The following is a 24,463-nucleotide window of genomic DNA, read 5'->3' as shown; positions in this document are numbered from 1 at the left end:
TTGCAGCCCATCCTCCAAAACGCAAAGCACCCAACGGCGGTTGATCCTGACCAGCCAGTTAGGTATTGTCGCACTGACTTTTGCTCAGACCGTTTGAAAACCGAGCGCAGTAGTTTTCATACGGTCTGGTACGAGACCTGGATCAGCAGACAGGGCAACACTGAGCTGGCTAACCTGAATCAACCTCAGAGGAGCCTGCTCAATGGCAGCTACCCGTATCTGGATCAAAAACCCTCTCGCCACTTTCACTGGCAATAGCCTCGACGCCGCTGGCGGCTTCGTGGTCGAAAACGGGGTGATCGCCGAAGTGCTCGGCGCCGGCCAGCAACCTTCCCGCCCGTGCGATTCAACCTTCGACGCCCGCGAACATGTGGTGCTGCCGGGGCTGGTCAATACCCACCATCACTTCTATCAAACCCTTACCCGTGCCTGGGGCCCGGTGGTCAATCAGCCGTTGTTTCCGTGGCTGAAAACCCTGTATCCGGTGTGGGCGCGCCTGACGCCCGAGAAGCTCGCACTGGCCACCAAAGTGGCGCTGGCCGAGCTGCTGCTGTCCGGTTGCAGCACGGCGGCGGATCACCACTATCTGTTCCCGGGCGGCCTGGAAAACGCTATCGATGTGCAGGTCGAAGTGGTGCGTGAATTGGGTATGCGCGCCATGCTCACCCGCGGTTCGATGAGCCTGGGCGAGGCCGATGGTGGCCTGCCGCCGCAACAGACCGTGCAAGAGGGCGAGGTGATTCTGGCCGACAGCCAGCGCCTGATCGAGCAGTACCACCAGCGCGGTGACGGCGCACAAATCCAAATTGCCCTGGCACCCTGCTCACCGTTCTCGGTGACCCAGGACATCATGCGCCAGAGTGCCGAGTTGGCCGAACGCCTGGATGTGCGTCTGCACACCCACCTGGCAGAAACCCTCGATGAAGAAGATTTCTGCCTGCAGCGTTTTGGTCTGCGTACCGTGGACTATCTGGACAGCGTCGGCTGGCTCAGCTCGCGCACCTGGCTGGCCCACGGCATTCACTTCAATCCGGATGAAATCGCCCGCCTGGGTGCGGCCGGTACCGGTATCTGCCATTGCCCGAGCTCGAATATGCGCTTGGCCTCCGGCATCTGCCCGACGGTGGATCTGGAAGCGGCCGGCGCGCCGATTGGTATTGGCGTCGACGGTTCGGCGTCCAACGATGGCTCCAATATGATTCTCGAAGCGCGGCAGGCTCTGTATATCCAGCGCCTGCGTTATGGCGCCGAGAAGATCACCCCGGAACTGGCGCTGGGCTGGGCCAGCAAGGGCTCGGCAAAGCTGTTGGGGCGCAGCGATATCGGTGAGCTGGCGGTGGGCAAACAGGCCGACCTGGCGTTTTTCAAACAGGACGAACTGCGTTTCTCCGGCAGCCATGACCCGGTTTCCGCCCTGCTGCTGTGCGGCGCAGACAAGGCCGACCGGATGATGATTGGCGGCGAATGGCGAGTGGTCGACGGGCAGATCGAAGGGCTGGATGTGCAGCAGTTGATTGCCGATCACCGCCAGGCGGCCAAGGAATTGATCGCCGGCTAAACGCATTTAGCCGCGATGTTTTAAAGATCAAAAACTCGCGGCTGACCGGTCCGGTACCCCGGTCAGCCGCGCGGCTGTTGCGCTTGCACCAGATCACAGCGTGCTTGTTCCGCCATGCACCAACAGCGCTCCTCCTCCTTTAAGCCGAACTCGCCCTGCCCCCGTTTTTAAGCGCCTGCAGCACTTAATTGTCCAGTTGGTCAATTTTTTGCAATCACTGACTCCAGCAACTCAAAAGAACAACGACACACACCACTGGAGCTTCATGCGCTATGCAGAACAAACTGAAAAAGCCCCTGCTGCGGACCCTGATCGCCGCGCTCGGTTTCAGCGCCACCCTGGGTGCCTCGGCTGCTGATCCTTTGAAAGTCGGCTTCGTCTATATCGGCCCGGTGGGTGACCACGGCTGGACCTATCAGCACGAGCAAGGCCGCAAGGAACTGGCGGCGGCGCTGGGCGACAAGATCGACACCAGCTTCGTGGAAAACGTACCCGAAGGCGCGGACGCCGAGCGCGTTATCCGCAATATGGCCAAGGGTGGCTACAAGCTGATTTACACCACCTCGTTCGGCTATATGAACCCGACCCTGAAAGTGGCCAAGCAATTTCCCGGCGTGATCTTCGAACATGCCACCGGCTACAAGCAGGACAAGAACATGGGCACCTACCTGGCGCGCACCTATGAAGGTCGCTATGTCGGTGGTTTCCTCGCGGCGAAAATGACCAAGACGAAAAAGGTCGGCTATGTCGCCTCGTTCCCGATTCCTGAGGTGATCCGCGACATCAACGCCATCCAGCTGGCCCTGGACAAGTACAACCCGGGCACTGAAATGAAAGTGGTGTGGGTCAACTCCTGGTTCGATCCGGGCAAGGAATCCGACGCCGCCAACGCCCTGATCGACCAGGGCGTGGACGTGGTGTTCCAGCACACCGACAGCCCGGCACCGATCCAGACTGCCGAACGTCGTGGCGTGTACTCGGTGGGCTATGCCTCCGACATGGCCCACTTCGGCCCGAAAGCGGTACTGACTTCCATCGTCAACGACTGGGGTCCGCACTACATCAAATCGACCCAGGCCGTCCTCGACGGCACCTGGAAACCGCAGGACTACTGGGGCGGTCTGGCGGATGGCACCGTCAAGTTGCCGATCAGCGACATCGTTCCGGCTGACGTGAAAGCCGAAGCCGAGAAGATCATTGCCGATATCAAATCCGGTGCCTTCCACCCGTTCACCGGCCCGATCAAGGACCAGAGCGGCGCAGTGAAAATCCCGGCTGGCGTAGTGGCTACCGAAGCTGAGCTGGCTTCGATGAACTACTACGTGGAAAACGTAAAAGCCGAGCTGCCGAAGTAAGTAATATCGCCATACAAGGGGCACCCCGGGGTGCCCCTTGCAAATCATCTGTCGTGCCGTCCCTGTTGCACAGAACCGCACACAAAGAACGGCTGAGCGCCGCTCTCTTCGCTATGGGTACGAGAAGACTCGCAGCAACAACCTTCTTGGAGCCACCATGCCCAACTCACTCCCTGTTATCGATATCGCCCCCCTGTATGCACACGACGACGCCGGCTGGCTGGCCGTTGCCCAGCAGATCGACGCCGCCTGCCGTGACTGGGGCTTTTTCTATATCAAGGGCCACCCCATCAGCCCTGCACGCATGGACGAATTATTGAGCGCAGCAAAAACCTTCTTCGCCAGCAGCGAAGTGGAGAAGCTGCGCATCGACATTACCCAAAGTGAGCATCACCGCGGCTATGGCGGCATCGCCACCGAACAGCTCGATCCGACCAAGCCCAGCGATCTGAAAGAAACCTTCGACATGGGCTTTCATATGCCCGCCGATCACCCTGAGGTGCTGGCTGGCAAACCGCTGCGCGGCCCCAATCGCCACCCCGAGCAGCTTGGCTGGGAAGCGCTGATGGAGCAGCACTACAGCGATATGCAGGAGCTGGCAAAAACCCTGCTGAGGGCCATGACCATTGCCCTGGGGATCGAGCGCGACTTTTTCGATGTGCGCTTCAACGAGCCCATCAGCGTGCTGCGCATGATCCACTACCCGCCGCGCCATACCGCCAGCAGTGCCGAGCAACAAGGGGCCGGCGCGCATACCGACTATGGCTGCATCACCCTGCTGTATCAGGACGATGCCGGCGGCTTGCAGGTGCAGAACGTGCAAGGCGAATGGATCGACGCGCCGCCTATCGACGGCAGCTTTGTGGTCAACCTTGGCGACATGATGGCGCGCTGGAGCAACGACCGTTACAAGTCGACCCCGCACCGCGTGATCAGCCCGCTGGGCGTGGATCGCTACTCCATGCCGTTCTTCGCCGAACCGCACCCGGATACGCAAATCAGCTGCCTTCCGGGGTGCTCGGATGAGAGCAACCCGCCGAAGTATCCGGCCACCACCAGCGTTGAATATCTGTTGTCGCGGTTTGCCGATACCTACGCCTATATCCGTGAGCAAGAGGCGCTTTAAAAGCATCGCGGCTGAAGCCGCTCCTACGAGATTGTGCAATCTGTAGGAATGGCTTCAGCCGCGATTGGCCCTCAGCCGCTATGCTGTGCCTCCTACCTCTGCAAACCGGAGCCGCACATGGCACAGACAAAATCCGCATTGATCATCGGTGCCTCGCGTGGCCTCGGGCTGGGCCTGGTGCAGCAGCTGCACGCCGATGGCTGGCAGGTGACGGCCAGCGTTCGCAGCCAGGCCGGCGTTGACGCGCTGCAGGCGCTGCCGGGGGTGAAGATCGAGCAACTGGATATCAACGACGGTGAACAACTCAGTGCCTTGCAAAAGCGCCTGCAGGGCCAGGTTTTCGATTTGCTGTTTATCAATGCCGGCGTCGCTGGCCCCTCCCATCAGTCGGTTGAACAGGCGACAGTCGAAGAGATCGGCCAGCTGTTTATGACCAACGCCATCGCCCCGATCCGCCTGGCCCAGCGTCTGGTCGCGCAGGTGAAAAAGCCCAACGGGGTACTGGCCTTTATGAGCTCGATTCTGGGCAGCGTAGCCATTCCCGAAGGCAACACCATGGCGCTGTACAAGGCCAGCAAGGCGGCGCTGAATTCGATGACCAATAGCTTTGTCTGCGAACTGCCGGATAGCCGCTTGACCGTGCTGTCGCTGCACCCGGGCTGGGTGCAAACCGATATGGGCGGGGAGAGTGCGCCGCTGGATATCAAGACCAGCTGCAAAGGGCTGGTGGACCAGATCAATGCCCAGGCCGGGAAAGGTGGGCATCGGTTTATTGATTACCAGGGTGAATCCATTCCTTGGTAACTCAGGTACCTCGCAGGAGCGGCTTTAGCCGCGATGCTTGTGACTTAAAGAGCATCGCGGCTAAAGCCGCTCCTACGAACCTGCGCGTTACAGCCCAATAAACGTCAGCATGAGAAACGTGGCAAACAAGGCAAAGTGGGTCATGCCTTCGATGGCGTTGGTTTCGCCGTCGTTAAGGTTGATGGCGGCGACTATCAGGGTGATAAACACCATCACCGATTGAATTGGCGTCATCGCCATGATGAACGGCTGGCCGGTGTACAGGGCAATGCCCTCCATCACCGGCACGGTGAGAATCACGGTCGACAGTGACGCACCCAGGGCGATGTTGACCACCGATTGCATGCGGTTGGCCATGGCCGCGCGCAGGGCGGTGAGAATTTCCGGAGCGGCGGAAATTGCTGCCACCAGCAGGGCGGCCAGTACCGGAGGCGCACCGGTGCCTTCCAGTCCCAGGTCGAGGGCTTTGGACATCACCTCGGCCAGGGCACCAATCACGATCACCCCCAAGACCAGCATGCTGATCGACAGGGTTTTGCTGTCGTGCTCTTGCTCCTCGGCAGTGGCGCGGCGTTTCTCCGGGTAGCTGTAGCTGAAGAAGTAACTGTGCGGCCCCACCTGCATGCGCAGGAACAGGGCGTAGAGCATCACCATCATGCCGATGGTGAACGCCGAATAGGCCTTCCACGAGCCCTCGGGAACAAACTCCGGCACCACCATGGAAATGCCCATGGCGGTGAGGATCATCACGCTGTAGCTCTTCGCCGAATCGTCGTTGTAGGGCTGCTCGCCATGCTTGATGCCGCCGATCAACGCGGCCAGGCCGAGGATGCCGTTGATATCCAGCATCACCGCCGAGTAGATGGTGTCGCGCACCAGGGTCGGCGAGGCTTCGTTGCTCATCATGATCGCCAGCACCACCACTTCCACCAGCACTGCGGCCGAGGTGAGGATCATGGTGCCGTAGGGGTCGCCCACTCGGTGCGCCAGCAGCTCGGCATGGTGGGCCACGCGCATCGAGGCGCAGATGATTGCCCCCACCAGCACCAGCGCCGCCGCCAGTGCCACACCCTGGCCGGAGTGCAGCAAGGTATGTTCCAGCGGGTAGGCAACGGCCGCCGCGACAATCGCGATCAGCAGCAGTTTTTCGTTCTTGAAATGGGCAAGCATGGGGTGTGGCAATCCGTGGCAACAAAATGTTGCCGCAGCTTAAGCGGCCCGGCTGCCACTGCCAACCGTAAGCGGCAAGAGGTTTGCACGATGAACAGGGCAACAATCTGTCTCGCTGGTCAGCTAAACTGCCCGGCAGATTTACTTCACAAGGTATTCACCCATGTACGACTGGCTCAATGCCTTGCCCAAGGCCGAACTGCACCTGCACCTGGAAGGCTCGCTGGAGCCGGAATTACTGTTCGCCCTGGCCGAACGCAACAAGATCGCCCTGCCCTGGAACGATGTCGAAACCCTGCGCAGCGCCTATGCGTTCAACAACCTGCAAGAGTTTCTTGACCTCTATTACCAAGGTGCCGACGTGCTACGCACCGAGCAGGATTTCTACGACCTGACCTGGGCCTACCTGCAGCGCTGCAAGGCGCAGAACGTGATTCACAGCGAACCCTTCTACGATCCGCAAACCCACACCGACCGCGGCATTCCTTTTGAAGTGGCACTCAACGGTATCGCCACCGCCCTTAAAGACGGTCGCGAACAGCTCGGCGTGGAAAGCGGCTTGATCCTCAGCTTCCTGCGTCACCTTTCCGAAGACGAAGCACAGAAAACCCTCGACCAGGCCCTGCCCTATCGCGACGCGTTTTTTGCCGTGGGTTTGGACAGCTCGGAATTGGGCCACCCGCCAAGCAAGTTCCAGCGCGTATTCGATCGCGCCCGTGGTGAAGGTTTCCTCACCGTTGCCCATGCCGGCGAAGAAGGTCCGCCGGAGTACATCTGGGAAGCGTTGGATTTGCTGAAAATTAGCCGTATCGACCACGGCGTGCGCGCCAGCGAAGACCCACGGTTGATGCAGCGCATCATCGACGAACAGATCCCGTTGACCGTCTGCCCGCTGTCCAACACCAAGCTCTGCGTGTTCGAACACATGGGCCAGCACAACATCCTCGACATGCTCGAACAGGGCGTTAAGGTGACGGTAAACTCCGATGATCCGGCGTACTTTGGTGGCTACGTCACCGAGAACTTTATGGCCCTGCACGAGCACTTGGGCATGACCCAGGATCAAGCTCAGCGCCTGGCGCAGAACAGTCTGGATGCGCGGTTGTTCAAGGGATAACGCTCGATCCCTGTGGGAGGGGCTTCAACCACGATGCTCTTGATCTTCAAAGCATCGCGGCTAAAGCCGCTCCTACCGGGTCTACGGTTTACCCGGTAACGGTCGAAGAACTGGCTCGCCGCGACAGCACCAACCAATCCAACACGCCAATCACCACCAGCGACATCCCCACCAGCGGGAACGCCACGCCCAGGGCGATGATGATGACCACCGCAGCTTTCCACAGCGGCAGGTCATGACGCAGCGGCGGCACACCCAGTCGGCCTTGTGGCCGACGCTTCCACCAGATCACCAGACCACTCACCGAACTGAGCAGAATCAGCAGGCACACGCCGAGCATAACCAGTTGGTTGGCCAGGCCGAACAGCTTGCCTTCATGCAACATCACCCCGGTTTCCACGCTCTTAGCCACCAGGTTGTAGTGCTGCCAGCGCACGTCGGTCAGCACCTGGCCGCTGTATTGGTCGATATGCAGGGTGGCGTCGTTGCGAGGATCATCGGCAAACAGGGCGATGGTGTACACACCGTCTTTGCCCTGCGGCAGGGTGATGCTGTAGCCGGGCTGCACGCCATTGGCTTGGGCGATATCCACAACCTGCTGCAAGGGAATCTGCCCCGTGGCTGCGGGCGTCATGTCGGCCATGTGGTGGCCGTTATGCGCAGCATGGGGATCGACAGCAAGTGGCGTGGAGGCCGGCAGCGGCGTGTTTTCTACCGCCCAGGCGACTGTCTGCGAATCGGCAGTATTCAGGCTGCGCGCCTCGACGCCGGATTTCGGCACGTCATTCCACATCGCCGCCGGAAACTGGTTCCAGACATCGGCAAAGCTCTTGCCCCAGAAGCCGGTCCAGGTCATCCCGGTGAGCAGCATAAACAGCAACAGCAGCGCGCCCCAGAAGCCGGTGACCGCATGTACATCGCGCCAGAACGGCCGACCACGGGCGGCCAGGCGCGGCCACAACACCCCGGCACCCCAGCGACCTCGGGGCCACCACAGGTACAGGCCGGACACCACCAGCACCACGCCCCAACCCGCCGCCAGCTCGACCAGGCGATCGCCGACGGTGCCTAACAGCAGCTCGCCGTGCAGCGCACGCGCCAGGGCTTGCAGATTGTTTTGCGCGTCCTGGCTGCCCAGCACGATGCCGCTGTAGGGATCGATAAACAGGTTGAGCTTGCGACCTGCCTCGCTCAGCACGAATTGCGCGCTGTGCCGCTCATCTACCGGCGGCAGGTACTGGCTGATCGTCGCCTGGGGATAAACCTCCTGCACCCGCGCCAGTTGCTGCTCGGCGCTGAGCAGCTGGCCAATCGGATTGACCTGCAGCAGATCGGCGTACATCAGGTTGTCGAGCTGGGGTTTGAACAGATAAATGATGCCGGTCAGGGACAGGACGATCATAAAAGGAATGACAAACAGGCCGGCATAGAAGTGCCAGCGCCAGGCCTGGTTGTAGAACGACACAGGAGCCTTGCTCATAGGTGCGCCCCCGGCGTTCAGTTTTTGTGTTGGGACATATCGTGCTGTTCGGCCGGCGCTTCTTTCTGCACGGCCACTTGCACGGTCACCTCACCGGCCTTTTCGAAATGCAGGGTCAGCGGGAAGCGCTCGCCGTCCCTGCCCTGCTGTTTCAGGTTGAACAGCATCACGTGGTAGGCCATGGGCGCAAAGGTGGCTTCGCCGCCCGCCGGCACGGTGACGAACTGCACCTGCTGCATTTTCATCAGGCCGTTCTGGTCGATGTGCTCATGCATCTCGGCCTTGCCGGCTGCCGGGGTGTCGACCGAGAGCAGACGATCCGCGCTGGCACCTTTGTTGTGGATGATGAAATACACCGCTGCGGTGGGTGCCGTCGGCGGCATTTCACGCGACCAGGGGTGGTCGATATGCAGCTCGCCCACTTCGTATTCATGGGCCATAGCGGCAAAGGACAGGCTCAACACGGCAACAGCAGTGAACAGTGATTTAAACCAACGCATAAGAATTCTCCGAACAGTCGAAAGACGACGACAACACACAGGAACAGACAGCAGCGAACCTGGATTCAGAACGGAGAGGCGCGGGGATTGGCCGAGGGCCAGGAGTATCGGGGAGGGGCTTTGCGCTGTGGTTCCCAAGCGGGAAGCCGGTCACGGCGTGCGGGCAGCAACCAGCTCAGGCAGAACAGCAGGGCCAGGCCGAGGCCGACGGCACCGCACAGCGGACAACTGAAGGGGGTGGTGGCGCTGGCGTCGTTGACCGAGCCGCTGCCGGAATCGAGCGTCGGGCCGGCGCTGTTGTCCGCCGAACAGAAGGCCCCACCCACACCGTTCAGGCTCAGGCCGAGCAACTGACCATGGCCAATGCCGCAGGCGAGCACATTGAACAGCACGCTGAAGTACAGCAGCCAGGCCATTAACGAGCGATTGGTAAGGGTGGGTTTCATGGCCGCGACTCTACCACCGCGATGGGCGATGGCAAGGTCCGCTTTGCCGCATAGGCGCTGATCAGCGCAATGCTCAATGGGGTTTGGCATCAAGAAGTTGGCTACAGCGCTGTTGGATAAATTCACGCAGCAGGTACACCGTTTTGCTCAGTTGGGCGCGATGGGTGCAGATTAGGTTAAGTGCCGCCGGCTCGCCACGCAGCTCAGGCAACAACACCTTGAGGCGCCCGGCCTGCACATCGGCGGCCACATCCAGCCAGGATTTGTACATCACACCACGCCCGGCCACGCCCCAACGGCGCACCACGTCGGCATCGTCGCTGACCTGATTGCCCCCCACCGTCACGCTGAGCTCGCGCTTGCCATCGAGGAAACGCCAGCGCTCATGCAAACGCCCGCCGAGCATGTACAGCAGGCAGTTGTGCTGGGCCAGTTGATCGACGCGCTGCGGCTCGCCGTGCTGCTGGATATAGGCCGGCGAGGCACACAGCACCCGGCGGTTGCTGGCGGCCAGGGGCAGGGCCACCAGGCTGGAATCTTCCGGGGCTCCGTAACGAATGGCGATATCCACCGGCTGGCGAAACAGGTCGGCGTTGCGGTCACCGAGCAGAAGGCGCACATGCAGCAGCGGGTGCTCCAGCTGAAACTCGTCGAGCCAGGGCAGCAGCACATTGCGGCCGAAATCCGAGGGCGCGGAAATCTGCAGCACCCCACTAATGTCTACCTTCCTGCCCGCCAATTGCTGCTGTGCTTCGTCTAGGCTTTGCAGAGCTGCACGGGCGTAGCCCATGAATTGCTCACCTTCGGGGGTCAGTCGCAGGCTGCGGGTGGAACGCGCGAACAGGCGCACCTCCAGCTGCTGCTCCAGACGTTTGAGCGCCGCACTGGCCACCGCAGGCGACACATCCAGATCGCGCGCCGCCGCCGACAGGCTGCCGAGGTCAGCGGTACGTACAACGATTTGCAGGTCATCCAGGCGCAGCATGGTCGGGTCCTTGGCGAGGCGATTGTCAACGTTTGGTTGAAAGAGCCTCAGCTTCTACGCGGTTTTTCCCGCCAATGAAATAGCCGACCATGCTGCCCAGCCATTGCCTCACTTTTTTCGGAGCCGTCATATGAAAGCCATTGCCTACTACCAACCCCTGGCCATCGACAACGAAGCCGCCCTGCAGGACATCGAACTGCCCGCCCCCACCCCACTGCCCCGCGATCTGCTGGTGGAAGTACGGGCGATTTCGGTGAACCCGGTGGATACCAAGATCCGCAAGAATGTGGCACCAGAGAATGGCGAACCCAAGGTACTGGGCTGGGACGTGGCCGGCGTAGTGAAGGCGGTCGGCAGCGAAGTCAGCCTGTTCAAGGTCGGCGACAAGGTGTTCTACGCCGGTGCCCTGAATCGCGCCGGGGCCAATAGCGAGCTGCATGTGGTGGACGAACGCATCGTCGGCCATATGCCGAAGAACCTCAGCTTTACCCAGAGCGCCGCGCTGCCGCTGACCGCCATCACCGCCTGGGAATTGTTGTTCGAACGCCTGCAGGTGGTGCCCGGCAATAGCGGCAAGAAGCACAGCCTGTTGATCGTGGGTGCTGCGGGTGGCGTGGGTTCGATTCTGGTGCAGCTTGCGCGTCAATTGACCGACCTGACCGTGATTGGCACCGCCTCCCGTGCCGAAACCCAGGACTGGGTGCGCGAGCTGGGTGCCCACCATGTGATCGACCACAGCAAACCCCTGGCCGAAGAGTTGAAGCGCATCGGCGTCGGTCAGGTCACCCATGTAGCCAGCCTGACCAACACCGATCAGCACCTCGATCAACTGGTCGAAGCCCTGGTGCCACAAGGCAAGCTGGCCCTGATCGACGACCCGAAAAGCCTCGACGTGAGCAAGCTCAAACGCAAGAGCCTGTCGCTGCATTGGGAGTTTATGTACACCCGCTCGCTGTTCGAGACCGCGGATATGATCGAACAGCATCGCCTGCTCAACCAAGTGGCCGAGCTGATCGACGCCGGCACCCTGAAAACCACGGTGGGCGAGCACTTTGGCAGCATCAACGCCGCCAACCTGCGGCGTGCCCATGCCCTGCTGGAAAGCGGTAAGGCCAAGGGCAAGATTGTCTTGGAGAGTTTCTAAGCGATACGCCGACACGCGGCCGGATTCGACCGCGTGTCGCTCAACTGATGTCGGTCAAAGAAAATTCACCCACGGCGACTAGACTGCAAATTCCTCGACATCTACCCACTGCAGGAGGCAGGCATGAAAATCCTTGTTCGTACGCTCTCCACGCCACAAGGTCCGCTTTGGCAAGTTCGCATGGACCAGCATGCGGTGAGTTTTCGCAGCGAGGCGCAAGCCCGCGAATTCGTGACCACCCTGGAAGCCCGTCTGAAAGCCCCGCACCACCTTCCGCAATTTGAACAACGCGCCGCCGGCTAAGCCTGCGGCCCGTTCTGCGTGCCGTTACAAAACACCAAACGGCACGCTCTTCGCACTACGCGCAGTCAACTGCGCCAGCACCACGGCCAATACCCCACAGCCGCTGATCACCAGCGCCATCGGCATGGCCGTGCCGTCGTGCAATACCCCCACCAGGCTGGCCGCACCGGCCGCCACGCTGAACTGCAAACAGCCGAGCATCGCCGAGGCGCTGCCGGCATGGCTGCCCTGCCCCGCCATGGCGCAGGCCGACGCATTGGGAATAATGCAGCCCAAGCTGGCGATAAAGCAGAACAGTGGCAGCATCAAGGGCAACAGATGCGTTGGTTTGAAGGCAGTTACCGCCAGCAGAATCAGACCAAACAACAGATACAGCCAGATAATGCGCACCAGCCAGTAACCCGGTCCGTGGTGGCGCAGCAGCCGTGCATTCACCTGCGCGGTGAGAATAAAGCCCGCCGCATTGCCGCCAAATAACCAGCCGTAGTGCTCCGGCGGCACGCCGTACAGCTCGATAAAAACAAAGGGCGAGCCGGCGATATAGGCAAACATACCGGCCATGGCCACGCCGCCCGTCAGCGCGTGGCCTATAAATTGGCCATCACCGAGCAAGCGCCAATATTGGCCAAATGCTCCGCGCAGCGGCGGCCGAGGGCCGGCTGGAATGGTCTCCGGCAACCACAGCGCCACCCCCAGCAGGCACAGCACGCTAAAACCGGTGAGACAGTAGAAGATCGACTGCCAGCCAAACAGATTAAGCAGCACACCGCCGCCAAAGGGTGCCAGGATCGGCGCCACACCCATCACCAGCATCAATTGGGAGAAGGCTTTGGCCGAGGCCAGCGGGTCGCAGAGGTCACGAATCACCGCCCGGGAAATCACCATACCGGCACAGCCACCGAGTGCCTGAACGAAACGTGCGCCGATCAGCCATTGCAGATTGGGTGCCATGGCGCAGGCAAACGAAGCCAGGGTGAACAGCACCACGCCGATCAGCAGCGGCAGGCGCCGGCCAAAGCGGTCGGTCAGCGGACCATAAACCAATTGGCCGATGGCCAGGCCGCTGAAATAGGCAGCCAGAGTGAGCTGGATATGCTCGACGTCGGTACCGAAGGCATGGGCCAGGGTTGGAAAGCTCGGCAGGTAGAAGTCGATGGCCAAGGGGCCGAAGGCGCTCAGGGCACCGAGAATCAGCAAAATACGTAAATTCATGAACGGTCCGGCGGCGGAAGAAAACGCGGCCGACGATGGTACACCAATAGCAGGCTAACGATCTCACCACAAAGATCAAAGGCATCGCGGCTAAAGCCCCACAGGGATAGTGCGCTTTTGTGGGGGGGCTTTAGCCGCGAGCTTTTAACAAGCAGCGCTAATGTGCGTCCGGATTATCCGCTGGCTTCGGTTTTTCCTTGCTCAACTTCGCCGAGGCCGTTTCCACCAGCAGGTAGAACATCGGAATCACGAAGGTCGCCAGCAAGGTCGCCGCCAGCATGCCGCCGATCACCCCGGTCCCAATCGAGTGGCGGCTGGCCGAGCCGGCACCGGTGCTGATGGCCAAGGGTACGCACCCGAGGATAAACGCCAGCGAGGTCATCACGATCGGCCGGAAACGCAGCTTGGCCGCTTCCAGTGCCGAGTCGTAGATGCTCATGCCCTCGGAGCGACAGAGCACGGCGAACTCGACGATCAGAATGGCGTTTTTCGCCGCCAGGCCGATCAGGGTCACCAGCCCGACCTGGAAATACACGTCGTTCTGAATGCCGCGCAGCCACACCGCCAGAATCGCGCCGAACACCGCAAAGGGCACGGCCGTTACCACCGCCACCGGCAAGGTCCAGCGTTCGTACTGGGCGGCCAGAATCAGGAACACCATGACCAGACCGAAGACGAACGCCATGCTGCCCGAACCCTGGGACGCCAGTTCCTGATAGGCCTGGCCGATCCAGCCCAGGGTGTAGTCAGCGCCCAGCGTTTCGTCAGCCACTTCCTGCATGGCTTGCAGCGCCTGCCCTGAGCTGTAGCCCGGCGCCGGCCCCCCCAGCACTTTGGCGGCCGGATAGACGTTGAAGCGCGCATAGCTGTCCGGACCGAGGATGCGTCGTACGCTGACCAGCGACGACAGCGGAATCAGCTCGGAGGTAACGGTCGACCGCACATACACCTGGCTCAGGTCTTCGGGCTTGCGGCGGAACTCCGCCTCAGCCTGCAAGCTCACCTGCCAGGTACGGCCATACAGGTTGAAGTCGTTGACGTAGTAGCTACCGAAGGTGGTCTGCATGGCGGTGAATACATCGTTGATTGGCACCCCCAGGGCACGGGCTTTGGTGCGATCCAGATCGATGTAGTACTGCGGCACCTCGGCGTTGAAGGTGGTATTCACCCCCGCCAGTTCCGGGCGCTTGGCCGCCGCTGCCATAAACTTGTGGACCATCTGTTCCAGTTGTTCGCTGCTGCCGCCGCTGCGGTCCTGGATATAGGCTTCGAAGCCGCCGGTGGTGCTCATACCGGTAATGGGCGGCGGGTTGAAGGTCATCACCATGGCGTCTTTCTGCGACGCGCCCATGGCCATAAAGGCGCGTGGCAGATTGCGCGCGTCCAACTCATCGGTGGTGCGCTCGCTCCAGTCCTTCAGCGGAATAAACGACACCCCGGCGTTGCTGCGGGTACCGAAGGTGAGTACGTCGAAACCGGCGAAGGTCACCACGTCCTGCACCGCCGGATGCTTCATCAGTTGTTCGGTAACGTCGCTGGTGACCGTTTCGGTACGGGTAAGCGACGCCGCAGACGGCAGGAAGTAGGCGTTGAGCACATAGCCCTGGTCTTCGTCCGGCACCAGCGAGCCAGGCACCCGACCAAACAGCACCACCATCAGGGCGATCATGCCGCCGAACAGCAGCAGGCCGATTACCGAGCGTTTGAGAAAGAACACCACCCCGCGGCTATAGCCGGCGGTGGCCTTGTCGAAGAAGCGGTTGAACCAGCGGAACGGCGCCGCCGGTTCCTTGTGCTCCGGCTTGAGCAGCAGGGCGCAAAGGGCCGGCGACAGGGTTAGCGCCACCAGCCCGGAGACCGCCACCGACACCGCAATGGTGATGGCGAACTGTTTATACATCTGCCCGGCCAACCCGCCGAGAAAGCCCACCGGAATAAATACCGCACAGAGCACCAGGACAATGGCAATGATCGGCCCGGTCACCTCCTCCATGGCCTTGATCGCCGCCTCCCGGGGGGGCAGCTTCTCCGTGCGCATCACCCGCTCGACGTTCTCCAGCACCACGATGGCGTCATCCACCACGATACCGATGGCCAGCACCAGACCGAACAGGGTCAGCAGGTTGATAGAGAAACCGAGCAAATACATGCCGGCAAAGGTGCCGATCAACGACACCGGAATCGCCAGCACCGGAATCAGCGTGGCGCGCCAGTTCTGCAGAAAGACAAACACCACCAGCACCACCAGCAGCAGGGCCTCGAAGAAGGTGTGGATAACCTCTTCGATGGAGACCTTCACAAACTTGGTGGTGTCGTAGGGAATCTTGTAGGTCATCCCCGAAGGGAAGCGCTTGGCCAGGCGCTCCATGGTCTCGTTCACCGCCTTGGCGGTATCCAGGGCATTGGCACCGGGCTGCAGATAGATACCAAAGGCCGCGTTCTGCTGACCATTGAGGCTGGTCATCAGCGAGTAGTCCTGAGCCCCCAGCTCCACGCGCGCCACATCCTTGAGCAGCAGACTGGCACCGGTGGTATCGGAACGCAGAATGATGGTCTCGAACTCTTTCGGATCAGCGAAACGGCCCTGGGTGGTCACCGTATAGGTGAAGTCCTGCTCTTGCGTCAGCGGTTGGCGGCCAAAACTGCCCGCCGCGAACTGCGAGTTCTGCTCCTGAATGGCATTGACCACATCGGTAGGCGTGAGGTTGTACTGCGCCAGCTTGTCCGGCCGCAGCCAGATGCGCATGGAATAGTCCTTGGAACCGAACTGACTGGCATCACCCACGCCCTTGAGGCGTTTGAGCTCGTCGATCACGTTGATCAGCGCATAGTTGCTGATATAGATCGGGTCCCGCGAACCGTCCGGCGAATACAGGGTGATTACCTGCAGGATGTCGGAGGATTTCTTCTCCACCTTCACCCCTTGCCGACGCACTTCTTCCGGCAGTTTGGCCAGGGCCGCCTGCACCTTGTTGTTGACGTCGATGGTGGCCTGGTCCGGATCGGTGCCGACCTGAAAGTACACATTGAGACTCATGGCCCCGCTGCTGTCGGAGTTCGACAGCTGGTAGATCATGTTCTCCACGCCGTTGATTTCCTGCTCCAGCGGTGCCGCCACGGTTTCGGCGATCACCTGGGAACTGGCCCCCGGGTAACTGGCGCTTACTGCCACCTGCGGCGGAAGGATTTCCGGGTACTGGGAAATCGGCAGCGAGCGCATGGCCGCCAGCCCGGCAAGCACGATGACCACGGAGATCACCGTGGCGAAGATAGGACGATCAATAAAGAAGCGAGAAATCACGGCAACGCTCCTTAGGACTGTTTCGCAGGTTGTTCGCTAGCCGCTTTGGCCTCGCTGGCTTTCACCGGTGATTCCGGGCGGACCTTGAGCACGCCCTCGACAATCACCTTGTCGCCGACGTTGACCCCGGACTCGATCACCCAGCGACCCTCCGAAGTGGGCCCGGTGCTGACCTGCCGTGCATGGGCGATGCCCTGCTCGTCGACCACATAGACAAACGTGCCCTTAGGCCCCTGCAGCAACGCACGCTCTGGCACGGTGATCGCATTGGCGCGGGTCAGGCCCTTGATCACCACCCGCATGAACTGCCCCGGCAACAGGTTCTGGTTGGGGTTGGGTACCACGGCCCGCGCGCTGACAGTGCCGGTACCGGTGCTGACGAAACTGTCGGTGAAGTCCACCCGCCCTTCCAGCGGGTAATCGCTGCCATCGCCGAATTTGAGTTGGGCGAACAGCTTGCCATCGCCAGGCATCGACACCTTGCCGCTCTGCACCCCTTCGCGCAGGCGCTCAGCGGCGGTGTCCGGGTAGGCAAAGTTGACGTACAGCGGGTCCAGTTGGGTGAGCTGGGTCAGCAAGCTGGCGTTGGCGTCGGAGGCCACCACCAGGCTGCCTTCGGATACCGTCTGTTTGCTGGTGATACCGGAGATCGGTGCCACAACGGTGGTGTAACCGAGGTCGATCTGGCTGGTTTCCACATCGGCCTTGGCGGCTTCGACGTTGGCCTTGGCCTGCTCGAAGTTGGAGATGGCGTTATCCAGCTCGCTTTCGCTGGCAAAGCCTTTTTTCTGCAGCTCGCGAATACGCTTGAGGTCGCGGTCGGTCTGGCGATAGCGCGCCTGCGCCTGGGCCAGGGCACCATTGGCGCGCATCAGCGCCGCCTCGTAGGGCCGAGGGTCGATGCGAAACAGCACCTGGCCGGCTTTGACCTTGCTGCCTTCCTCATAAGTGCGCTGCTTCAGAATCCCGCTGACCTGCGCCCGCACCTGTACTTCCCGATAACCTGCCGTGCGCCCGGAATACTCCAGCACGATGGGGAAGGTTTCCGCCTTGGCCACTTCCACTGTCACTTCCGGTGGCGGCGGTGCCGGTGCCGCAGGTGCATCGGCAGCACGGCTGGCGGAGCTGAACAGGGTTACGGTTATCAAGGAAAGGGGCACGACAAACGAAGACAAGGCGTACGGCATAACGGTCTCCATGACCAAGCGCATCGGAAAATAAAGTCGATCCAGAGCTGGTCGATACATACAGGAGTGTTTGTAAAGCCCCCACAGGCACTACAATGCCCCTCACGCCCCGCTCTAACTGAAAAAGAGCCTAGACAGAATTAGCCCATCCGCCATGCGAAGAACCAAAGAAGAAGCAGAGAAAACCCGCAGCGCCATCTTGCTGGCTGCGGAAATGCTGTTTCTGCAAAAAGGCGTGGGCCACACCACCCTCGAGCAGATCGCCAAGACCGCCGAGGTCACCCGCGGTGCGGTGTACTGGCACTTCGAAAACAAAGCCCACCTGTTCCACGAAATGCTCAACCGGGTGCGTCTGCCGCCGGAGCAGATGGCCGAGCTGCTTTCTGCCGACAACCAGCGCGAACCGCTGCAGACCCTGCGGGACATCTGCGTGGATGCGCTGGTCAACCTGGTCCACGACGGGCAAAAGCGGCGGATCATGACCATCCTGCTGTTTCGCTGCGAATTCACCGATGACCTGCGCGAAGCCGAAGACCGCCACAACGCCTTCGTCCGGCAATTTATCGAGCTGTGCGAAGCGCTGTTCCAACGCGCCGCCGAACAGCAGCACCTGCATCCGGCGATGACCCCGCGCCTGGCCGCGCTGACCTTGCATGGCATGGTCATCGGCCTGTTCAGCGACTACCTGCGCGACCCCGAGCTGTACCGCCCCGAGCACGAAGCGGGGGCGATGATTGACGCGATCTTCCGCGGCCTGGCCCGCGAGTGGCCGCTGAGCAACTAACCTAGGGATATCTGCCGGCGGGAGAGCCTGACCATGCGTGTCTTTGTATTGATCTGGATGCTGCTGATTTCGGCGCTTGCCCAGGCCGAATTCGCCGATGCGCCGACGCCGCAATCCGACGGTTATGGGGTGCTGATCATTTCCCGCGAACGGCTGGAAGTGGGCAGCCCCTGCGATATCGGGCTGTACCTGCAGGATCAATTGGCGGCGCGGCTTTGGCAGGGCCAATCGGTGGCGTTCAACCTGCCGCCCGGGGCCATTTCTGTGCGGTTGGGGTTGTTGGGACCTGGGGTGTGTTCGCCGGGGATCAGTCAGACCAGCAGTATTTCGGTGGATCTGATTCCGGGGGAGATTCGGCGGTATCGGATTGGCTTGAATACCACGGGGTTGTATTTGTTGCAGTCGCCGCCGCTGAATCAATAAACGTGTTGTGTTGCTTCCAGATCAAGACCGGCCCTACGTTTGCTTTTCACCTTCGCGCCTGGATCCCAGCCTGCGCTGGGATGACGGTGAATGGCGCAAAATCCCCTGTCCCCAGCCCAAACCTAAGCAATCAGCCCTTGACCTTCCCCAGGGGTCAAGGTTGATCCTCTAGGCGAACTCAATGGAGATCGCCCCATGTCCAGCCCTCAAGCCTTCGACCTGCCCATCCAGGGCATGACCTGCGCCGGTTGCGCCGGCCGCGTCGAGCGCGCTTTGCAAAAGGTCCCCGGCGTCCAGCAAGCCAGCGTCAACCTGGCCACCGAACAAGCCCGCGTCGAGGCCAGCGCCGACGCCCTGCCCCACCTGATCGAAGCCGTGCAAAGCGCCGGTTATCACGTCATCACCCATCGCCTGGAACTGGCCATCAGCGGCATGACCTGCGCCAGTTGCGCCGGCCGTATCGAACGCGCCCTGGCCCAGCTGCCCGGGGTAAGCAGCGTCAGCGTCAACCTGGCCACCGAACGCGCCCATCTCGAACTGATCGGTATCAGCGACACAGCCGCACTGCTGGCGGCCGTAAAAACCGCTGGCTATAGCGCTAGCCTGATCAGCGCCGCCCGGCCCGAGCAAAACCCGCAGCGCCTGTTGCAGCGCCAACGCTGGGCCGTTATCGCCGCCATCGTGCTGTCGTTGCCGCTGCTGACACCGATGCTGTTGGAGTGGCTCGGTGTGCACTGGATGCTCCCTGCCTGGGTGCAGTTCGCCCTGGCCACACCGGTGCAGTTCGTCCTCGGCGCACGTTTTTATGTCGCCGCTTACAAGGCCGTGCGCGCCGGTGCCGGCAATATGGATTTGCTGGTGGCCCTGGGCACCAGCGCGGCCTATGGCCTGAGCCTGTATCAATGGTGGTCGGCACCGGCCGGGGCCATGCCCCATCTGTACTTCGAAGCTGCTGCCGTGGTGATCAGCCTGGTGCTGCTCGGCAAATACCTCGAAAGCCGCGCCAAACGCCAGACCGCCAGCGCCATCCGCGCCCTCGAAGCGTTGCGGCCGGACAGCGCCGTGCGCTGGCGCGATGGGGTGGAAGAACGGGTGGCAATCACTGACATCCAGCTCGGCGATCTGATTGTGGTGAAACCCGGCGAACGCTTTGCCGTCGATGGCGAGGTGGTTGAAGGCCAGAGCCATGCCGATGAAGCCCTGATCACCGGCGAAAGCCTGCCGCAAGCCAAAGAGCCCGGCGACCGGGTTACTAGCGGAGCCATCAATGGCGAAGGCCGTTTGCTGGTACGCACCCAGGCCCTCGGCGGTGAAACCGTATTGGCGCGCATCATCCGCCTGGTGGAAGACGCCCAGGCCGCCAAGGCACCGATCCAGAAACTGGTGGATCGGGTCAGTCAGGTGTTCGTCCCCGTGGTGATCGGCACCGCCCTGCTGACTCTGACTGGCTGGCTGTTGGCCGGTGCAGGCCTGGAAACCGCGCTGCTCAATGCCGTGGCCGTGCTGGTGATCGCCTGCCCCTGCGCCCTTGGCCTGGCTACGCCCACGGCGATCATGGCCGGCACCGGTGTGGCGGCCAGATACGGGATTCTGATCAAGGATGCCCAGGCCCTGGAAATCGCCCACAAGGTCAGCGTGGTGGCCTTCGACAAAACCGGCACGCTGACCTCTGGCAGTCCGCAGATCGTCCATCTGCAGGCCAGCCAGGACGACTCGCAATTGCTCAGCCTGGCCGGTGCCCTGCAACAAGCTAGCGAGCATCCCCTGGCCAAGGCGGTGTTGCAGGCCTGCCGGGAACGCACGCTGCCGCTGCCGGCAGTGACCGCTACTCGCGCCCTCCCTGGCCGCGGCATTGCCGGCTCGGTCGACGGTCGCGAGCTGGCCCTGGGCAACCGTCGGCTGCTGGATGAAAGTCAGCTGCCGGGCGAGCATTTCGCTGCCCAGGCCAGCGCCTGGGAAGCCGAGGGACGCACTTTGTCCTGGCTGCTGGAGCTAAAGCCGACACCGCAGGTGCTGGGTCTGCTGGCCTTTGGCGACAGCCTGAAACCTGGCGCGGCAGAGGCCATCGCCACCCTGCGCCAACGGCAGATCGCCTGCCACCTGATCAGCGGTGACAACCAGGGCAGTGCCCAGGCGGTAGCCAAGGTACTGGGCATCGACTCGGTGCATGCCCAGGTGCTGCCTGGGGATAAATCAGCGCTGGTCAACGGCCTGAAACAGCACGCCACCGTGGCCATGGTGGGTGACGGTATCAACGATGCCCCGGCCCTGGCGGCGGCCGACGTCGGCATCGCCATGGGCGGCGGCACCGATGTGGCCATGCAGGCCGCCGGCATCACCCTGATGCGTGGCGACCCACGCCTGGTGCCAGCCGCGCTGGAGATCAGCCGGCGCACCTATGCCAAGATCCGCCAGAACCTGTTCTGGGCCTTTATCTACAACCTGGTGGGCATTCCCCTGGCCGCCTGCGGTTTGCTCAACCCGATGCTGGCCGGCGCGGCGATGGCGCTGTCGAGCGTCAGCGTGGTGAGTAACGCGCTGCTGCTGAAACGCTGGAAACCCGACTTTGAGGAGACGTCCGAATGAATATTGGCCAAGCGGCAAAACGCTCGGGCCTGAGCGCCAAGATGATCCGCTACTACGAGAGCATTGGGCTGTTGCAGCCGGCCCATCGCAGTGAAGCCGGCTACCGCCACTACCAGCCGCAGGACCTGCACACCCTGGCCTTTATCAAGCGCTCGCGCGACCTGGGGTTTTCCCTGGAGGAAGTGGGCAAGCTGCTGACCCTCTGGCAAGACCGCCAACGCGCCAGCGCCGACGTCAAGGCCCTGGCCCGCGACCATATCGATGCCCTGAACCGCAAGATCGAGGAACTCAGCAGCCTGCGCGACACCCTGCAGGAGCTGGCACAACACTGCCACGGCGACGACCGGCCGGATTGCCCGATATTGAAGGATTTGGAGAAGGGCTGTTGCGCGTAATACATCTCTCGTAAGAGCGGCTTTAGCCGCGATGCTCTTAAACAATCAACTGCATCGCAGCTAAAGCTGCTCCTACAGGAATGGTGTGAGGCTTACGCCTGCGATTGCAGGTAATTTTCCAGGCCGATACGGTCAATCAGCCCGAGCTGCTGTTCCAGCCAATAGGCGTGGTCTTCCTCGGTGTCCTGCAGTTGCAGAATCAGGATGTCGCGGCTGATGTAGTCCTTGTGGGTTTCGCACAGGGCCACGCCTTTGCTCAGGGCGGCGCGCACTTCGTATTCCAGCTTGAGGTCGGCGCGCAGCATGTCGGGCACGGTGGAGCCGGGGAACATGGGTTTGGCGGTCATGTCCGGAGTGCTTTCCAGAAACAGGATGCGCTGCAGCAGGGCGTCGGCGTGCTGGGTCTCTTCTTCCATCTCATGGTTGATGCGTTCAAAGAGTTTGTTGAAGCCCCAGTCCTGGTACATGCGCGAATGCAGGAAGTACTGGTCACGGGCGGACAGCTCGCCGCGCAGCAGATCCTTGAGGTATTCGACGACTTCGTTATTGCCCTGCATTGCGAGTTCCCCGCACAAAAAACCGAAGGCGAAAGCTTCGGCCGACAATACTAGCCGGTCAAGCCCGGCGTTTGGGCAACACCGTCACCGCCAGGCCGACGAAGACCAGCGCGCAGGCCAGCCAACTGAGTGGACTGAGCTGCTCATCAAGCAGCAACCAACCGGCCAGCAGCCCGGAAACCGGCACCGCCAGGGCAAACGGTGTGACCACACTGGCCGGATAGCGGCGCAGCAGAAAGCTCCAGATGGCAAAGCCGACGGTGGTGGCGAGGAAGGCAATAAACAGCAGTGCGGCAATACCACGCAGGCTCAGATGGCTCAGGGCAAAGCTGATTGCCGCCGGTCCTTCGAACACATAGGAAAGCGCCAGCAACGGCAGCGGCGGGATCAGACTGATCCAGCAGATCAAGCGCAGCATATCGGTAGCTCCCGAGCGCTTGGTGGCGATATTGGCGCAGGCCCACATCAGCGCCGCAAACACCACCAGGGCAAATGCCAGGAGGCTATCGCCGAATGGCCGCTGCCAACCGATCAGCACCAGGCCACCGGCCGCCAGGGCCAGACCGGCCAGGGCGCGGTGGCTGGGACGTTCGCCGAGCATCACGGCGGCAATCAGAATGGTGAAAAACACCTGACTCTGCAGCACCAGCGACGACAGCCCCGCCGGCATGCCCAGGTGCATGCCGACAAACAGCACGCCGAACTTGAACACCCCGAGCAGCAAACCGATCTGCACAATCCGCCACAAGGGTGCCGGCATCGGTCCGCGTAAAAAAAGCAAGGGCAGCGCCGCCAGGGCAAAGCGCAGGGCGCAGAACAGCAGCGGCGGGAAATCCTGCAGGCCCACCTTGATCACCACAAAGTTCACACCCCAGATCAGGGTGACCAGCAAGGCAAGCAAGGCGTGGCGTAACGGCATGGCGAAGCTCCAGAAAAACTGGGGCGTACGCTAGCAGCTAGAGGGGGAAATGTATGGATACAGATGGCGACTTTGTTGGGCAGAGCAGATCAAGAGCATCGCGGCTAAAGCCCTCCCACATGAATAGGTGATCCTTGTGGGAGGGGCTTCAGCCGCGATGCTTTTGGCTTTAAAAACTCACTGCAACCAAGGCGGCGGTGGCGGCTCGTCGGTTTTCGCTGGGCCTTCGGCATCTGCGCGGGCCGCTTGTTTGCGCTGTTCGTCCAACCGCGCCGCTTCGATTTCGCGCATCACCGCGCCCACGTCGGCACTCTCTTCTTCCTCGGCAAACTCGCCGGTGAGCACGCTGCCCGGATGCAGGGTGCCGGCCTCGTAGAGCGCCCACATTTCCTTGGCGTAACGGGTTTGCTTGAGCTCCGGCGCATAACGACCGAAGTAGGCCGCCATGTTGCCGACGTCCCGCTCCAGCATGCTGAAGGCGTGGTTGTTGCCGGCTGCATCGACGGCCTGGGGCAGGTCGATGATCACCGGGCCGTTGGCATCCAGCAGCACGTTGAATTCCGAGAGGTCGCCATGCACCAGGCCGGCACACAGCATCAGCACGATCTGGCGGATCAGAAAGGCGTGGTATTCGCGGGCTTCGTCAGGCTCCATCACCACGTCGTTCAAACGCGGTGCGGCATCCCCGTCGGCGCCAGCGATCATTTCCATCAACAGCACGCCGTCGAGAAAATCGAAGGGTTTGGGTACCCGTACGCCAGCACTGGCCAGACGGAACAGGGCTGAGACTTCGGCGTTCTGCCAGTTCTCTTCCTGTTCCTTGCGCCCGTGCTTGGAGCCTTTGGCCATGGCCCGGGCATCACGACTGTTACGAACCTTGCGGCCCTCCTGGTATTCGGCGGCCTGGCGAAAACTGCGTTTATTCGCCTCTTTATAGACCTTGGCACAACGTAACTCTTTACCGCAGCGCACCACATAGACCGCTGCTTCCTTACCGCTCATTAGCGGGCGCAGCACCTCATCGACCAAGCCATCTTCAATCAGGGGTTCAATGCGTTTGGGAGTCTTCATCAGCTTTTATCAAGGGTCCTTTTATGCCAGAGGTCGGTGG

Annotated in this window: 22 protein-coding genes; 11 read left to right on the top strand and 11 right to left on the bottom strand. The window is 61.5% G+C overall.

All coding sequences use genetic code 11. The annotated features are described in order from the left end of the window. Positions 1-202: 202 nt before the first annotated feature. The 4 genes from ACVW0Y_RS10720 (at position 203) to ACVW0Y_RS10705 (ending at position 4,843) form a co-directional block, all read left to right on the top strand. Positions 203-1,558 (top strand): 8-oxoguanine deaminase, encoded by a 1,356-nt coding sequence (locus ACVW0Y_RS10720; protein ID WP_457438131.1) that lies wholly within the window; start codon positions 203-205, stop codon positions 1,556-1,558. Between the two features lie 272 nt (positions 1,559-1,830). After that, the gene (locus tag ACVW0Y_RS10715) at positions 1,831-2,913 is read left to right on the top strand and encodes a BMP family ABC transporter substrate-binding protein (protein WP_457438129.1); all 1,083 of its coding nucleotides are present in this window, start codon (positions 1,831-1,833) and stop codon (positions 2,911-2,913) included. Positions 2,914-3,070: 157 nt separating this feature from the next. Beyond that, positions 3,071-4,039, top strand: a complete 969-nt coding sequence (locus ACVW0Y_RS10710) for a 2-oxoglutarate and iron-dependent oxygenase domain-containing protein (RefSeq protein WP_457438126.1) — start codon at positions 3,071-3,073, stop codon at positions 4,037-4,039. Between the two features lie 117 nt (positions 4,040-4,156). Beyond that, on the top strand, positions 4,157-4,843 hold the full coding sequence (locus ACVW0Y_RS10705; protein WP_457438125.1) for an SDR family oxidoreductase: 687 nt from the start codon (positions 4,157-4,159) through the stop codon (positions 4,841-4,843). An 87-nt stretch (positions 4,844-4,930) separates the two neighbouring features. Here the strand turns inward: ACVW0Y_RS10705 and ACVW0Y_RS10700 are convergent, their stop codons facing one another. Further along, the gene (locus ACVW0Y_RS10700; RefSeq protein ID WP_457438123.1) at positions 4,931-6,013 is read right to left on the bottom strand and encodes a calcium:proton antiporter; all 1,083 of its coding nucleotides are present in this window, start codon (positions 6,011-6,013) and stop codon (positions 4,931-4,933) included. A 163-nt stretch (positions 6,014-6,176) separates the two neighbouring features. On the opposite strand from ACVW0Y_RS10700, the gene ACVW0Y_RS10695 reads away from it, so the two are divergent. Beyond that, positions 6,177-7,130: an adenosine deaminase gene (locus ACVW0Y_RS10695; protein WP_457438120.1), complete on the top strand. Its 954-nt coding sequence runs from the start codon at positions 6,177-6,179 to the stop codon at positions 7,128-7,130. Positions 7,131-7,218: 88 nt separating this feature from the next. Here ACVW0Y_RS10695 and ACVW0Y_RS10690 read toward each other — a convergent pair whose 3' ends face one another. From ACVW0Y_RS10690 to ACVW0Y_RS10675, 4 genes are all read right to left on the bottom strand, one after another. Next, positions 7,219-8,610, bottom strand: coding sequence for a PepSY-associated TM helix domain-containing protein (locus ACVW0Y_RS10690; RefSeq protein ID WP_457438118.1), 1,392 nt, complete (start codon positions 8,608-8,610; stop codon positions 7,219-7,221). A 17-nt stretch (positions 8,611-8,627) separates the two neighbouring features. Continuing rightward, complete coding sequence (locus ACVW0Y_RS10685; RefSeq protein WP_457438116.1) at positions 8,628-9,110, bottom strand: copper chaperone PCu(A)C; 483 nt, start codon at positions 9,108-9,110, stop codon at positions 8,628-8,630. Between the two features lie 65 nt (positions 9,111-9,175). After that, complete coding sequence (locus ACVW0Y_RS10680; protein WP_457438114.1) at positions 9,176-9,556, bottom strand: DUF2946 domain-containing protein; 381 nt, start codon at positions 9,554-9,556, stop codon at positions 9,176-9,178. A 73-nt stretch (positions 9,557-9,629) separates the two neighbouring features. After that, entirely contained in the window at positions 9,630-10,541 is a 912-nt protein-coding gene (locus ACVW0Y_RS10675) for a LysR family transcriptional regulator (RefSeq protein WP_457438111.1), read from the bottom strand. Positions 10,542-10,671: 130 nt separating this feature from the next. Here ACVW0Y_RS10675 and ACVW0Y_RS10670 point away from each other — a divergent pair, with 130 nt between their 5' ends. Next, entirely contained in the window at positions 10,672-11,685 is a 1,014-nt protein-coding gene (locus ACVW0Y_RS10670) for a zinc-binding alcohol dehydrogenase family protein (protein WP_457438109.1), read from the top strand. Positions 11,686-11,808: 123 nt separating this feature from the next. Then, positions 11,809-11,988, top strand: a complete 180-nt coding sequence (locus ACVW0Y_RS10665; RefSeq protein ID WP_457438107.1) for a hypothetical protein — start codon at positions 11,809-11,811, stop codon at positions 11,986-11,988. Positions 11,989-12,012: 24 nt separating this feature from the next. On the opposite strand, the gene ACVW0Y_RS10660 is transcribed toward ACVW0Y_RS10665, so the two are convergent. The 3 genes from ACVW0Y_RS10660 to ACVW0Y_RS10650 all read right to left on the bottom strand — a co-directional run bounded on the left by ACVW0Y_RS10660 (position 12,013) and on the right by ACVW0Y_RS10650 (position 17,688). Then, positions 12,013-13,200, bottom strand: coding sequence for a multidrug effflux MFS transporter (locus ACVW0Y_RS10660; RefSeq protein WP_457438105.1), 1,188 nt, complete (start codon positions 13,198-13,200; stop codon positions 12,013-12,015). Positions 13,201-13,357: 157 nt separating this feature from the next. Beyond that, positions 13,358-16,501 (bottom strand): efflux RND transporter permease subunit, encoded by a 3,144-nt coding sequence (locus ACVW0Y_RS10655; protein WP_457438103.1) that lies wholly within the window; start codon positions 16,499-16,501, stop codon positions 13,358-13,360. An 11-nt stretch (positions 16,502-16,512) separates the two neighbouring features. Then, the gene (locus tag ACVW0Y_RS10650) at positions 16,513-17,688 is read right to left on the bottom strand and encodes an efflux RND transporter periplasmic adaptor subunit (RefSeq protein WP_457438101.1); all 1,176 of its coding nucleotides are present in this window, start codon (positions 17,686-17,688) and stop codon (positions 16,513-16,515) included. A gap of 154 nt (positions 17,689-17,842) precedes the next feature. Between ACVW0Y_RS10650 and ACVW0Y_RS10645 the strand changes: the two genes are divergently transcribed. The 4 genes from ACVW0Y_RS10645 (at position 17,843) to cueR (ending at position 21,876) form a co-directional block, all read left to right on the top strand. Further along, positions 17,843-18,472 (top strand): TetR family transcriptional regulator, encoded by a 630-nt coding sequence (locus ACVW0Y_RS10645; RefSeq protein WP_457438099.1) that lies wholly within the window; start codon positions 17,843-17,845, stop codon positions 18,470-18,472. Positions 18,473-18,505: 33 nt separating this feature from the next. After that, the gene (locus tag ACVW0Y_RS10640; RefSeq protein ID WP_457438097.1) at positions 18,506-18,895 is read left to right on the top strand and encodes a hypothetical protein; all 390 of its coding nucleotides are present in this window, start codon (positions 18,506-18,508) and stop codon (positions 18,893-18,895) included. Positions 18,896-19,090: 195 nt separating this feature from the next. Beyond that, the gene (locus ACVW0Y_RS10635; protein ID WP_457438094.1) at positions 19,091-21,481 is read left to right on the top strand and encodes a heavy metal translocating P-type ATPase; all 2,391 of its coding nucleotides are present in this window, start codon (positions 19,091-19,093) and stop codon (positions 21,479-21,481) included. Next, the gene (gene cueR / locus ACVW0Y_RS10630) at positions 21,478-21,876 is read left to right on the top strand and encodes a Cu(I)-responsive transcriptional regulator (protein WP_457438092.1); all 399 of its coding nucleotides are present in this window, start codon (positions 21,478-21,480) and stop codon (positions 21,874-21,876) included. Before ACVW0Y_RS10635 ends, cueR begins: the two co-directional genes overlap by 4 nt. A 92-nt stretch (positions 21,877-21,968) precedes the next feature. Here cueR and bfr read toward each other — a convergent pair whose 3' ends face one another. The 3 genes from bfr to ACVW0Y_RS10615 all read right to left on the bottom strand — a co-directional run bounded on the left by bfr (position 21,969) and on the right by ACVW0Y_RS10615 (position 24,423). After that, positions 21,969-22,433, bottom strand: a complete 465-nt coding sequence (gene bfr, locus ACVW0Y_RS10625) for a bacterioferritin (protein ID WP_457438090.1) — start codon at positions 22,431-22,433, stop codon at positions 21,969-21,971. A gap of 58 nt (positions 22,434-22,491) precedes the next feature. After that, a complete protein-coding gene (locus ACVW0Y_RS10620; RefSeq protein WP_457438088.1) occupies positions 22,492-23,352 on the bottom strand; it encodes an EamA family transporter in 861 nt (286 codons plus the stop codon). A 177-nt stretch (positions 23,353-23,529) separates the two neighbouring features. Continuing rightward, complete coding sequence (locus tag ACVW0Y_RS10615) at positions 23,530-24,423, bottom strand: PA4780 family RIO1-like protein kinase (protein ID WP_457438087.1); 894 nt, start codon at positions 24,421-24,423, stop codon at positions 23,530-23,532. Positions 24,424-24,463: the final 40 nt, after the last annotated feature.

The organism is Pseudomonas sp. TE3786 (assembly GCF_054057335.1).
The sequence above is the reverse complement of the archived record's forward strand: the minus strand, read 5'-3'. Positions and strand labels throughout refer to the sequence as shown.